Annotated in this window: 11 protein-coding genes; 5 read left to right on the plus strand and 6 right to left on the minus strand. The window is 40.9% G+C overall.

Features of this window, described 5'->3' with window-relative positions; genetic code table 11:
* Positions 1-14 precede the first annotated feature (14 nt).
* The 3 genes from CTN07_RS09080 to CTN07_RS09090 all read left to right on the plus strand — a co-directional run bounded on the left by CTN07_RS09080 (position 15) and on the right by CTN07_RS09090 (position 2016).
* Positions 15-818, plus strand: coding sequence for an adenosylcobinamide-GDP ribazoletransferase (locus tag CTN07_RS09080; protein ID WP_005298495.1), 804 nt, complete (start codon positions 15-17; stop codon positions 816-818).
* Positions 819-822: 4 nt separating this feature from the next.
* Positions 823-1428, plus strand: coding sequence for a cob(I)yrinic acid a,c-diamide adenosyltransferase (gene cobO / locus CTN07_RS09085; RefSeq protein WP_005298493.1), 606 nt, complete (start codon positions 823-825; stop codon positions 1426-1428).
* 171 nt (positions 1429-1599) lie between these two features.
* A complete protein-coding gene (locus CTN07_RS09090) occupies positions 1600-2016 on the plus strand; it encodes a phosphate-starvation-inducible protein PsiE (protein WP_036763499.1) in 417 nt (138 codons plus the stop codon).
* 79 nt (positions 2017-2095) lie between these two features.
* Here CTN07_RS09090 and CTN07_RS09095 read toward each other — a convergent pair whose 3' ends face one another.
* Positions 2096-3424 (minus strand): anaerobic C4-dicarboxylate transporter, encoded by a 1329-nt coding sequence (locus CTN07_RS09095; protein WP_005298489.1) that lies wholly within the window; start codon positions 3422-3424, stop codon positions 2096-2098.
* A gap of 472 nt (positions 3425-3896) precedes the next feature.
* Here CTN07_RS09095 and CTN07_RS09100 point away from each other — a divergent pair, with 472 nt between their 5' ends.
* On the plus strand, positions 3897-4349 hold the full coding sequence (locus tag CTN07_RS09100; RefSeq protein ID WP_036763497.1) for a CBS domain-containing protein: 453 nt from the start codon (positions 3897-3899) through the stop codon (positions 4347-4349).
* Positions 4350-4465: 116 nt separating this feature from the next.
* On the opposite strand, the gene yhjD is transcribed toward CTN07_RS09100, so the two are convergent.
* From yhjD to apbC, 5 genes are all read right to left on the minus strand, one after another.
* Complete coding sequence (yhjD, locus tag CTN07_RS09105) at positions 4466-5404, minus strand: inner membrane protein YhjD (protein ID WP_418005617.1); 939 nt, start codon at positions 5402-5404, stop codon at positions 4466-4468.
* Between the two features lie 269 nt (positions 5405-5673).
* Complete coding sequence (locus CTN07_RS09110; protein ID WP_005298482.1) at positions 5674-7794, minus strand: AsmA family protein; 2121 nt, start codon at positions 7792-7794, stop codon at positions 5674-5676.
* Positions 7795-8016: 222 nt separating this feature from the next.
* Positions 8017-8610 carry a dCTP deaminase gene (gene dcd / locus CTN07_RS09115; RefSeq protein ID WP_036763495.1) on the minus strand — a complete coding sequence of 198 codons (594 nt, stop codon included), beginning with the start codon at positions 8608-8610 and terminating at the stop codon, positions 8017-8019.
* 122 nt (positions 8611-8732) lie between these two features.
* Positions 8733-9377, minus strand: coding sequence for a uridine kinase (gene udk / locus CTN07_RS09120; protein WP_005298478.1), 645 nt, complete (start codon positions 9375-9377; stop codon positions 8733-8735).
* 145 nt (positions 9378-9522) lie between these two features.
* Entirely contained in the window at positions 9523-10608 is a 1086-nt protein-coding gene (gene apbC / locus CTN07_RS09125; RefSeq protein WP_005298475.1) for an iron-sulfur cluster carrier protein ApbC, read from the minus strand.
* 246 nt (positions 10609-10854) lie between these two features.
* Between apbC and metG the strand changes: the two genes are divergently transcribed.
* Positions 10855-12903 (plus strand): methionine--tRNA ligase, encoded by a 2049-nt coding sequence (metG, locus tag CTN07_RS09130; protein WP_005298474.1) that lies wholly within the window; start codon positions 10855-10857, stop codon positions 12901-12903.
* Positions 12904-13053 lie beyond the last annotated feature (150 nt).

Raw genomic sequence — 13053 nt, forward strand, 5'->3', positions numbered from 1 at the left:
TCTGGAGAATTGTGATGAAATTTCAGTTTAATCGAGAGCAAATACGATATCAGTGGCAATTATTTCTGATTGCCCTGAGTTTTTTTACTCGAATTCCAGTTCCTCAAAATACACCATTTACTGAACAGAGATTAAATCAAGCTAACCGTTATTTTGGCCTAGTTGGTTGTATTGTCGGCTTGCTATCCGCTTTAAGTTATCTGGTGTTTGCCGCCATTTTACCGGTATCGATTGCGATTGGCTTTGCCATGATAACCAGTATGCTGATAACAGGAGCTTTTCATGAAGATGGTCTAGCCGATGTTTTTGATGGTTTTGGTGGTGGTTGGACGGTTGAAAAAAAACTGTCCATTATGAAAGACTCCCGGGTGGGTACCTATGGATTATGCTCACTTATTATGATGCTTGGCTTAAAATGGCTAACCCTCACCTATCTTGCCCAAGACAGTGTATGGCTACCAGCTTATGCCCTATTTGTGATGCATGGTGTAAGCCGCGTGGTGGCCGCTTCACTCATCTTCTCTTATCCCTATGTTCGAGCCGATCAAACCAGTAAAGTGAAACCACTGGCAAAACAGCAAAGCCCTTTTGAACTGTGGGTTTTAATCGGTACGGGTTTAGTGCTAGTGTCTATCTTTCCAATCTCTTTAGCTATTTCACTGATTGCAGCTATGGTTATTGTTCGCTTCGCTGCTGGTGCTTGGTTTCAACAACAGCTTGGAGGCTATACCGGTGACTGTTTAGGTGCTTGCCAACAGATCGCCGAATTGATTGGATACTGTGTAATTTTAGCGTTCTACCACCATATTTTAGGGTAATGTTATGACATCAAATAGCGACAAAAACCAACGATATAAAGATCGCCAGCAGAAAGTCAAACAACACATTGATGCCAAAGTAGAAGCGGCTCAACAAGAGAAAGGTCTATTGCTCATCATCACGGGTAATGGCAAAGGTAAATCAACCTCAGGGTTTGGTACTGTTGCTCGAGCTGTCGGACACGGCTATCGCTGCGGCGTTGGTCAATTTATCAAAGGAACTTGGGATTGCGGAGAGCGTAATTTACTAGAGCAACATGGTGTCACGTTTGCTGTCATGGCAACAGGCTTTACATGGGAGACCCAAAATAAAGAAGCTGACACCCTAGCCGCTCAACAAACTTGGCAAGCGTGTAAGAAAATGCTCGCAGATCCGAGTTATGATGTCGTGTTACTCGACGAACTTACCTATATGATTACTTATCATTATATTGACCTTGATGAGTTGATCGAAGCTCTCAATAATCGTCCTCCAATGCAATCGGTTATTATTACAGGCCGAGGCGCTCACCGCTCTCTTATCGAATTAGCCGATACCGTATCGGAAGTTCGTAACATCAAACACGCTTTTGAAAATGGAATCAAAGCGCGACAAGGTGTTGATTGGTAATCTTTGCATAACTGTAAGGGGGCGTAAATTTGCCCTCTTCAGTTATTGGGTCTTTGCAAAAAACTCTTTATAATTCCGAGCAAGAATATCCCCCAAGACCATTAAAACACTCAGTGTGTATTAAGAGGTTATAACACAAAGGGGAAGTGAAAGCCTTGCTTAGGAGATATCATGCCTTCACATTTACCAAAAGGGTTCAGCTCCCGATTTCTTAAGATTTTTCATATCTTAGAAGCAATTTTATTGGTTGCAATTACGCTCTCAACCGTAGTTGCCATGGTCAATGAATTTATTCATGTCATTGTAAATAAACAAATTTTACTTACTGACATCCTATTAATGTTTATCTATCTAGAAGTATTGGCCATGGTTCAACAGTTTGTTGCCAATGGTAAAATACCTGTGCGCTATCCTATTTATATAGCGATTATGGCTATTGCTCGCTATATCACTCTTGGTATGAAAGAGCTAAACGGTGAATTTATTGTTTGGTTATCACTCTCTGCATTTATCCTAGCCGCAGCAACCCTAATTATTCGCGCCGGTCACCATTACTGGCCGTATAAAGAAGATGATTCACACGAATAAATAAAAAGGGAGCTCACCAAGAGCTCCCTTTCTCTATTAATAAGCCACGTCTAATCGAGCTTTACTTTTCTGTGTAGCCTTACATTGGCACTACAACTTGCGCAAGTAAATAGCCAATTACACATGCGCCAACTACCCCAATAAGACCAGGAGCCATAAAGCTGTGATTAAAATACCATTTACCAATCTTAGTAGTACCTGTCACATCAAAGTTAACGGTTGCAATATCTGATGGATAGTTTGGAATAAAGAAATAGCCATAAGTTGCTGGCATTAGACCAATCAAAAGTGCAGGATTTAATCCCATAGCCAAACCGACAGGTAGCATCATACGAGCCGTTGCCGCTTGTGAGTTTACCACTACAGAGACAATAAATAGCGCTAATGCAAATGTCCAAGGGTAGTTTTGAACCATCTCGGTAATACCCGATTTAAATGATGGCATCGCATACTGGAAATAGGTATCACTCATCCAAGCAATACCAAAAATAGCAATTGCAGCAACCATACCCGACTTAAAGACAACGCCTTCAGGAACTTTCTGCACGTTAGTACGAGTAACCAATAAAATTAAACCACCAAATGCCAACATCATCATCTGAATGACAAGAGACATTGAAATCGGTTTAGCATCACCAATGGTGCGAATTTCAGGCACCATCGCAATAATCACAATAGAAATCAGCGCCAAAATAAACAACATAACAGCATGCATTGCCGATTTTGGTAACGCTTCATTTAATGAGGTCGATGTTGTATTTTTAATAGTCTCAGCCCAAATAGGATCTTTTAAGCGTGCTTGATATTCAGGGTCATCAGCAAGCTCTTTACCACGACGAAGGCTATATAAAGAAAGAAGAATCGTACCTAAAAGAGTCGAAGGTACAGTAACCATCAAAATGGTTAGAAGGTGAATACTTTCATTTAAGCCCGATAGTTGTGCTAAGTAGTACACCACCGCTGCTGAAATTGGGCTCGCAGTAATGGCTAACTGAGAAGCTACCGAAGATGCTGCCATTGGGCGCTCAGGACGAATACCATTTTTTAGGGCAACATCGCCAATAATAGGCATGATTGAATACACAGCATGACCTGTACCCAACATAAATGTCATGGTGTAAGTCACTAATGGGCCCAATATTGTCACTCGTTTAGGATTGCTGCGTAAAATTCTTTCTGCTACTTGAAGCATGTATTTTAAGCCACCAGCCGCTTCAAGAATCGAAGCACACGTCACAACGGCTAAGATAATCAGCATAACAGTGATTGGTGGCGATGTCGGAGGCATACGGAAAATAAACACTTCCACAATTAAGCCTAAACCAGATACAACACCTAACCCTATGCCGCCAAAACGACTGCCTGCATACAGCACAAGCAACAGGAATAAAAACTCCAAGTACAGCATGATCGCTATCTCCCTATATCGAAATCAATAAATAACCTTAAATAAACTAGGGATAGCTTGCCCCTGCCATTATGCAAACCTATTGATAAATATCAATTTGTTACAATAAAAGTATTTTTATAAATAGTTATGTGAAGAATCGCAGACATTTTCCAGTGGCTCGAAACAAATACGCTACAAATTAAAAACAGCAACAAAACTCATTGATGTTTTTTAAACAACAAAATAAAGGGAGAATAACGTGCTATAACATAAACACCACAAAACCTCATCCTCACTCTTGTTCTTAACAAATGTCAAAACAAGGGCTATGTCTCACTACTTTTTCATTGGGATCTGTTAACGTCATTAAAGACTATTCGATGTTCATGTTGTGTTCGTATCTCATACTGATCGACTACACTGGATAAGTACCACACCAAAGTAACAGTTATGTGGGAACATGATATCAATTACTGATAAGGATGAAGTAATGCCAACAAAAGTCTCTGAGTACATGACTGCTAAAGTGATTTCCGCAACGGCAGATACCGGATTAAGAGAAGCGTTCTTTTTAATGAAGGATGAAGATATCCGCCATTTACCTATTATTGATAATCAAGGCGATCTGATTGGAATCATCAGTGATAGAGAGTTGCGTCGACCTAACTGGGTTGATGAATCCCCGGATATTGGCCATGAATATCAACTCAGTGATGACCTTAATGTTGGAGATGTCATGATCAAAGATGTGATATCTGTCCGTACTAACGACACATTAACCAAAGCAATTAGTATTATTCTTGAACACAATGTTGGTGCAGCACCTGTGCTCAATAAAGCAGGTGAATTAGTTGGCATGCTCTCTGCTATCGATTTACTGCAAGCTTTCCAAGATACTCTAGAGAGCCAACGCTCAAATAAAAAGAAGAAAAGTGCCGCTTAATCACTCGTAGTTTAAGAGCTACCTCATAATAAAAAACCGCAAGTTACCTTAAGTATTAACTTGCGGTTTTCTTATTTAGTACACTTACTTGCTCACTAAACAAAAACTAGACGGGCTTAATTTGAAGCAGAGGTTTGTTCTTCAACTTCTGGGGCCTCAGTCTGCTCTGCACCATCAAGATGCTTTTTCTTGCTCGGCTCAGCTGTTGCTATCCATGCTGCGCAAAATAGCGTTAATCGAGCAAAAAAGTAGAAAAATGCCATCAAACCAATAATAGAACCAAATGCAGCGCCAGATGGAGATTGAGCCAGCTTAGGTAGCATAAATGTCATCGCAAACTTGATGCCTTCAAATCCGATAGCTGCCATTAACGTACCAAGAATCAAAGCCTTTCGCTCTAGCTTTTTCTTAGGCAACATCCAATAAATCCACAAGAACATCAGATAGTTAGCACTAATAGAAATGGTTAATGCAATCGTTGTTAAAACCGGTCTTAACCAAGTAACATCATTTAACCCTAATGCATTAACAATACTTGCTTGAGCAGAGCCAGCAATCGATGTTAAGGCTACAGTGAAAATAAGTGCAGCCACCAATCCAGTTAAGGCAATAAAATCTTTACCATACTGCAATAGAATATGATCTTTATCTTCTGGTTTCCGTTCCCATATATCACGTGTTTGTGCCCGAACGGCTTCTCGAAGGTTGCCCATCCAACTAATACCCGAGTAGAGGGCAATCGCAAGACCACTTAACCCCACTGTTGTACGCTGGTTCACCGCTGTATTGACTGTATTTTTCAGGGTCTGAGCCAAACTTGGGTCTGTTACTCCATTTACAATTTTATCGATAATATCTGTTAGCAAATCGGCATTAGAAGCAAGAATAAAACCGGCAGCCGCAAATAACACCATCAAAATCGGGATCAAAGATAAAAAGGAAAAATAGGTGATAGCGGCACCAAACTGACTACCAAGTCGATCATTAAAGCGATCGGCAGCTCGAATGAAGTGAGCAATCGGCGGTAAGGCTTTGATTTTTTCTAATAACCACATTGCTGCTGCTGTGATTTTCTGAACAACTGTGCTACTCGTCTTTTCTGATACTTCGTTAGTCATAATGCTCAAAATTGTCTGAATAAACTGAAATTTAAGCGCCATAAAAATGGCTTGTTATAGCTATTGTATCGATAATGCAGGGTTTTGCTTATAGTTTTGATGAAAAAACTGACTTTTTTTACCTTCACCTTACATAACTGCGTCCAAACTAACAAAAACAATAAAGGCTCATTCATCTGCTGAATGAGCCTTTATTTCTTAGTTACTTAATTAAATAACCCTTTCAACAATTGATCCGCTGCATTTTTCAGATCTTCGTTCTTTCCTTCACCACCAAAGATCTTCTCAAGGCCTCGATTTATCTCTTTTTCCGCTTTCTGTTTTAACGTATTGTTTTTAAGCAGCAGCTGTTTGAGATCTAAACGGTATTCAGGTTTATCCCAATTACCTTTGATCTCAATCGGCACAACTAATTGTCCATTGGCTTGTTTATGATCCGAAATTAAGGCATTCACCGTAAAATCAATCTGCTCAGACACAAGATTCGTATTACCTGAACCCGATACATTAAACAAAGGCGAATGAGCCGCTAAATTGCTGGTACTTGCTACCCCATTTTTAATCGTAATAGCGGCAGATAATGATGAAAAATCTGTTTTCTTCTCGGCGTTAGCACCGTCGATAGCTTTGCCTTTAAGCTTAGCTTTCGCTTCTCTGATCATCTCAGGTAAATTCACACCATATAGCGCGCCATTATTGATACTGGCAGTCACTGAACCATATACATGCTGACGAATACTTTGCTCAGACAAGCCTTGACCCGATAGACTCACATCCAAATTTGCCGTACCCGCTAACGAATCATTATCGGCAAGTGCTTTTAATAATGGTTGAATTTGAATGCCTTTAATACGAGGACTAAAACGATACTTTGCTCGTTGTGGATTTGCATCAACCATTGCGGTCGCATCAACCGTACCTCCGTATAGCTTCGCATGTAGCTGTTTTAAATTAAGCACGCCGTTTAAAATACTCATCTGCATTTTTACATCAGAAATATTCACATTAGCGACATGTAATTTATCGACCGCCAACTGACCATTGAGATCAAAGCTCTTCAATGCTGATAAATTAGGTTCTGTCACTTTGGTTTGAGAGACCGAACCTTTGGCAACATCAGAAGCTTGAGATGATTTAGATTCTGTTTGCGCAATAGTTGCATTTTGCTTTGATGACATACCCAGCCATTTATCCACATTAATATCTGGACTGTGTAAATCAAATTGAAGTTTCGGCTTGGTACTGGTTTGATAAGATAACTGACCCGTTGCGGTTACCTCATCAACCACTAATTTAAGATTTGATAATGAAGCTAATTTTTCTGCAACTAGGTATTGTGCATCACCATTAAGTGCAATCTTCATTTCAGGACGAGGTAGCATCGCACCACTTAAATCGGCAGTTAAAGCAATCTGTTCAAACTCAGCCTTAGTCAACGCTTTATCTAGGTTAAGACGTAGAGCACCTTGGCTTGCAAACTTTAGATTCGGTATGCTGCCCTGTGTTTGATACTTAATTGTTGCCCATTGACCAAAATCAAAATGGTCAAGACTTAAACTTAACTGAGGAATATGGAAGGTTTTACTTTCTGCACTTGCTGTAAAATCCACATCTTTTAGGGCTATGTGTTTATAATTTGACGATAAATTGAATGAGGTTTTACCTTTAGCACTAAAGCCAATTCCATTCGTATTACCATCTAAATCAAAATTCATCGCACTCCATTGACCGGGAATAAAACGATCTAAGTTTAAATTTAAATTCGTGAGAAGTGTGGCACTGTCTGTCTGGTCATTGTTAATGGTCGCACTGGCATTTGTCACTTCAATGCCAGCAAGAGAGATGGCCCAAGGCTGTTCAGATTTGGTTGCTGAATCATTTTGCGTCTTGGTTGATTTTTCAGAATGAGCACTCGACTCACTTGGTGACTGGCTAGCTTCACCTAGGCCATCGAGATTACTTACTCCATCTTTGCGAGTCTCAATAAAAATATGAGCCCCATTTAAGATAACCTTACCAATCTCTAATTGATGAGAAAATAGCGGCATAACCGATACTGACAACTCAGCATCTGTAAATTTCATCAAATCAGGTTCCGTAAACCCATTTGGATTACGAAATGCCGTTTTACCTACAGTTAACCCTAAAGTAGGGAAAAATCGCCAACTGATATCACCATCGATAACTAAATCTCGTCCAGTCGCTTTTTTCACTTGTTCACTGATCAGTGGTTTAAATTGATTTGGGTTAACGAGCGTCAAAAGCGCCCCGATACCCAACGCAATGATCAACAGTAATGCGACCACAACGTAAAAGAATTTTTTCATCGGATTCCCTATAGATTTTCTTAAATAGTTATTCCTAACACGTGGCGCTACCCCAAGTTACTTTATTTAGCCAAATCAGATGCCTTGTAACTTGAATAACCACGTTAAAGATAAGCCTAGCCAATAGCTTTGAGACCATAATAACCAATGGAAGTTTAAAGCGATAGCAAAGAAAAAGGGCAACCTTTATGGCTGCCCTTTCCTGATTCAGTTAATTAGCAATTATGCTTCTTTATCGTCTTCATTGATACGACTTGCAACAGCACCTTGCTGATTCTTATACTTTGCGTCTGCACGCTTATTATAAGGTTTTTCAGCAGGACCTGATAATGTCTCAAAGCTTAATGCACCAATTGGCATGTGAGGACGTAAAGCTAATGGCAAACGACCACTGTTATAGAACTCAAGAACAATACGACCAGACCAACCTGGATCAATTCGATGAGCGGTAACATGAACCATTAAGCCAAGACGAGCCAACGACGAACGGCCATCTAGCCAACCCACAATATTAGCAGGTAACGTCACCGATTCATGGGTAACAGCAAGCGCCAATTGTCCTGGGTGTAGGAAAAAAGCTTCATCTTCAGCGACTTCAATTTCATCACTCATCACTTTATCAAGTTGAGCAGAAACTTCTTCTTTTCGACCAGAAAGATCGATATATGGTGCACCGTGATCATTGAAGATACGGAATTTATTACCAAGAGAAACATCAACAGTCAAACCACTGATGCAGTCATCTGACGGGCGTGGTTCGATACTGATCTTGCCTTCATCGAGATATTTTTTAATATCTTTATCACAGAGTCTCATGAGAGTTTTCTCCAGAAAAAGCAAAACTTAAACATAAACAGCCCTGTTCAATTTAAGTCAGCAACAGATCAATTTATAAAAATAAGGCTGACTCAATGGCCAGCCTCAAGAAAAATATAATCTTACGATTTCAGTAGTTTGGCAATATGCGCTTTTAAGACATCAATCGCAATTCGGTTCTTACCGCCGCGAGGAACGATAATATCGGCATACTGCTTAGATGGCTCAATAAATTGCATGAACATTGGACGTACTGTTTTTTGATACTGAACTAAAACAGATTCCATTGTACGACCACGCTCTGCTACATCACGCTGAAGACGGCGTAATAAACAGATATCTAGCGGCGTATCCATAAAGACACTAGCGTGCATTAGGTTACGTAAACGAGGGTCAGTCAGAAGCAGAATACCTTCTAAAATGATCACTTTCTTTGGTGTCATTGTTGAGGTTTCTGTCATACGAGTATGTTCGCTGTAGCTATACTGAGGTACTTCAACTGACTTACCTTCCATAAGCATTTGTAGATGATCACATAGCAGATCGTGATCCAATGCATTTGGATGGTCATAGTTAGTCTTAACGCGCTCTTCCATGCTTAGGTGACTTTGATCGTTGTAGTAACAATCTTCCGTAATGACACCGATCTGATGATCGCCAACTTTTTCTTTTAATTCATTGTAAACAGTACTGGCAATCAAACTTTTACCGGATGCAGAAGCACCTGCAATACCGATAATAACGCATTGGTGTGAGTTTTCAGACATATCAGAAAGCACCTGTTGATACGAGGAGAGTAAATAACGATAAATAAACCGCACGATTATAAGCAGTTGGCCCAATAGATGCCAGTAAAAATCTGGCATCTGGCACGTTTGCTTGATTTCTATTCAAGATAAAGCGATTTATGCCTTACATTGTGCGAATAGTAATCTGCTCTGCAATAGGCTTACCTTCCCAGTATAGGCGACTTGCTACCTGTCCTGCGAGTTCAATATAGGCTTGAGCATGTTCAGATTCAGGATGAGCGGCAACCGTTGGCTTACCATTATCGATATCTTCTCGGATCTGAATATGCAGTGGTAACTGTGCTAGCAATGGTACCGAATAGCTTTGAGCCATTTTCTCTGCACCACCGGTTCCAAAGATCGCCTCATGGTGACCACAATTGCTACAGATGTGATAACTCATGTTCTCAATGATACCCAGTACAGGTACATCGACTTTGTTAAACATGCTGACACCTTTAATCGCATCAGCCAAAGCCAAATCTTGAGGGGTTGTAACCACTACCGCACCGTTTACCGGAATTTGCTGAGCTAGAGTAAGTTGAATATCACCCGTACCTGGTGGCATATCAATAACAAGATAGTCTAAATCAGGCCACCAAGTTTCATTAATAATCTGCGCTAATGCTTTTGACGCCATTGGACCACGCCAAATAGTTGCACTTTCAGCTGGGACTAAATACCCCACCGAGTTTGTGTACAAACCACAGGACTCAACAGGTAGCATCATTTTACCATCTGGAGATTGAGGCTTTTCATTGACAGTACCAAGCATCATAGGAACTGAAGGACCATAAATATCAGCATCTAACAAGCCAACTTTAGCCCCTTGTTGCTGCAAGCCTAATGCAAGATTTACCGATGTGGTTGATTTACCTACACCACCTTTGGCTGAACTCACTACAACAATATTTTTGATACCTTTTAATGGCGCCTTTTCACCTGCAGCAAGGGGAGCTACTCGGCTTTTAACCTCAAATTCCACCGCCACATTTAATTGTGATTTTTCTTGTGCAAGCCAAGCATTTAATTGTTCTATCAAGGTTGCTGCTGCAAAAGGAAGTGTAATCGAGACAGTCCCCTGAGCCGAAACTGAAACCACATTAGGAATATCGGCCCACTCAGGATGTAACCAAGGGTGCTCGAATTGATTTAACCAACGGCAAACATCACTGACGCTTTCAAAACGTGTGATCTTTTCATTATTCATCTTCTATGTGCTCCGTTCGATGTTCATTCCTTTAACGCTGTTTTATTAAGCAATAAATGGAGAAAAATGAACATTATAGGGTAAGGCATGATTGCCTTTTCTTGGCCATACTATCACTAAAGTCAATAGTTCGCCTGATTTCCACTCTTTTGATATGAATTCTCTTATCTCTGCTAGGCAATAGCCCCGCCATCGGGTACTATTTGAGGCTACGTTTTTTACCCATCATGAGCGAAATAAGTAATTATGGCTGCAAATCCAAGAAAAATTCTGGTGACCTGCGCCCTACCGTACGCTAACGGTTCTATCCACCTTGGTCACATGCTAGAACATGTGCAAGCGGATATTTGGGTGCGCTACCAGCGCCTTCGCGGCAACGAAGTTCATTTCATTTGTGCAGATGATGCACACGGCACTCCAATCATGCTTAAGGCCCAGCAGATGGGTATGGAACCTGAGCAGATGATCGCTGAAGTGAGCAAAGAACACCAAGCGGACTTTGCTGGCTTTGATATCGATTTCAGTAACTACCACAGCACCCATTCACCAGAGAACCGTGAACTGGCTTCTTTTGTTTATAACCAGCTTAAGCAGCAAGGTTACATCACAAGCCGCACTATCTCTCAACTGTTCGACCCTGAAAAAGAGATGTTCCTACCGGATCGTTTCGTTAAGGGTACTTGTCCTAAGTGTGGCGCTGAAGATCAATACGGCGACAACTGTGACAACTGTGGTGAAACATACAGCCCAACGGATTTAATCAATCCAAAATCGGCAGTATCAGGCGCAACACCAGTAATGAAAGATTCAGAGCACTTCTTCTTTGACCTGCCTCAGTTCGAGAGCATGCTAAAAGAGTGGACTAAATCAGGTGCGCTACAAGACGAAACTGCAAACAAAATGCAAGAGTGGTTCGAGTCTGGTCTGCAACAGTGGGATATTTCTCGTGATGCGCCATACTTCGGCTTTGAAATTCCGGGTGAAACTGGCAAATACTTCTACGTATGGCTAGATGCACCAATTGGTTACATGGGCTCATTTAAGAATCTATGTGACAAGCGTGACGATCTAGACTTTGACGAGTTCTGGAATAAAGACAGTTCAACTGAGCTATACCACTTCATCGGTAAAGATATCGTTTACTTCCACAGCCTATTCTGGCCCGCAATGCTAGATGGTGCTGGTTTCCGTAAGCCAAATAATGTCTTTGTACATGGTTACGTCACAGTAAACGGCGCGAAAATGTCTAAGTCAAAAGGTACCTTCATTAAAGCAGGAACTTACCTACAGCACTTAGACCCTGAATGTCTACGTTACTACTACGCTGCAAAACTAAACAGCCGTATTGACGATCTAGATCTAAACCTAGAAGACTTCACTCAACGCGTAAACAGCGATGTTGTAAACAAGATCGTTAACCTAGCTTCTCGTAATGCAGGTTTCATCGCTAAACGTTTCGACGGCAAGCTTGCTGAGCGTTGTGCAGAGCCTGAACTGTATGCAGAATTTGTCGCTGCAGCTGATCGCATTGGCGCACTGTACGAATCTCGTGAATACGGTCGTGCTATTCGTGAAATTACGGCTCTTGCAGACAAAGCAAACCAATATGTAGATGAAAAAGCACCTTGGGTTGTAGCAAAAGAAGAAGGTAAAGACCTAGAACTACAAGAAATCTGTTCTATGGGTATTAACCTATTCCGCGTGCTAATGGCTTATCTAAAACCAGTTATGCCAAAACTTGCAGAGCGTACAGAAGCATTCCTAAATGAAACACTAACTTGGGAAGGTATCGCTCAGCCATTAACAGCTCATGAAGTAACTAAGTTTAAAGCGCTGTTTAACCGTATTGATCCAAAGAATGTGGAAGCGATGATCGAAACATCTAAAGCCGATGCAGCCGCTGAAATGGCAGCAAAAGAGCAAGCAGAAGCTGCACAGCAGACCGAGCTAAGCAAAGAGCCAATCGAACCTGAAATTGAGTTTGATGACTTTGCAAAAATCGATCTACGTATTGCGAAAATTATCTCTTGTGAATCAGTGCCAAAGGCTGACAAACTGCTTAAGTTCCAACTTGATATTGGCGGTGAAACTCGTCAAGTATTCTCTGGTATTAAAGCAGCTTACAACCCAGAAGACCTTGTAGGTAAGCTAACGGTTGTTGTTGCTAACCTTAAGCCTCGTAAGATGAAGTTCGGCATGTCTGAAGGTATGATTCTTGCTGCGGGCCCTGGTGGTAAAGATCTTTGGATTCTAGAACCACACGAAGGTGCACAACCTGGTATGCGCGTAATGTAAGCTCACATTATGTGATTAATTGTAAATGCCAGCATTTGTTGCTGGCATTTTTATATCGACAAATATTGTATTTAAACAAGACTTATCCCCTTATATTTCATTCACTTATAGCATACAGTGTTAATTGTATGTTGAATCTTGATCCAGCTC

Origin of the sequence: Photobacterium damselae, assembly GCF_003026815.1 — a bacterium.
GTDB lineage: Bacteria > Pseudomonadota > Gammaproteobacteria > Enterobacterales > Vibrionaceae > Photobacterium > Photobacterium damselae.

Coding starts and splice junctions, on each gene's coding strand:
- CTN07_RS09080 (WP_005298495.1), top strand. CDS start 15: ATGAAATTTCAGTTTAATCGAGAGCAAATACGATATCAGTGGCAATTA.
- cobO (WP_005298493.1), top strand. CDS start 823: ATGACATCAAATAGCGACAAAAACCAACGATATAAAGATCGCCAGCAG.
- CTN07_RS09090 (WP_036763499.1), top strand. CDS start 1,600: ATGCCTTCACATTTACCAAAAGGGTTCAGCTCCCGATTTCTTAAGATT.
- CTN07_RS09095 (WP_005298489.1), bottom strand. CDS start 3,424: ATGCTGTACTTGGAGTTTTTATTCCTGTTGCTTGTGCTGTATGCAGGC.
- CTN07_RS09100 (WP_036763497.1), top strand. CDS start 3,897: ATGCCAACAAAAGTCTCTGAGTACATGACTGCTAAAGTGATTTCCGCA.
- yhjD (WP_418005617.1), bottom strand. CDS start 5,404: ATGTGGTTATTAGAAAAAATCAAAGCCTTACCGCCGATTGCTCACTTC.
- CTN07_RS09110 (WP_005298482.1), bottom strand. CDS start 7,794: ATGAAAAAATTCTTTTACGTTGTGGTCGCATTACTGTTGATCATTGCG.
- dcd (WP_036763495.1), bottom strand. CDS start 8,610: ATGAGACTCTGTGATAAAGATATTAAAAAATATCTCGATGAAGGCAAG.
- udk (WP_005298478.1), bottom strand. CDS start 9,377: ATGTCTGAAAACTCACACCAATGCGTTATTATCGGTATTGCAGGTGCT.
- apbC (WP_005298475.1), bottom strand. CDS start 10,608: ATGAATAATGAAAAGATCACACGTTTTGAAAGCGTCAGTGATGTTTGC.
- metG (WP_005298474.1), top strand. CDS start 10,855: ATGGCTGCAAATCCAAGAAAAATTCTGGTGACCTGCGCCCTACCGTAC.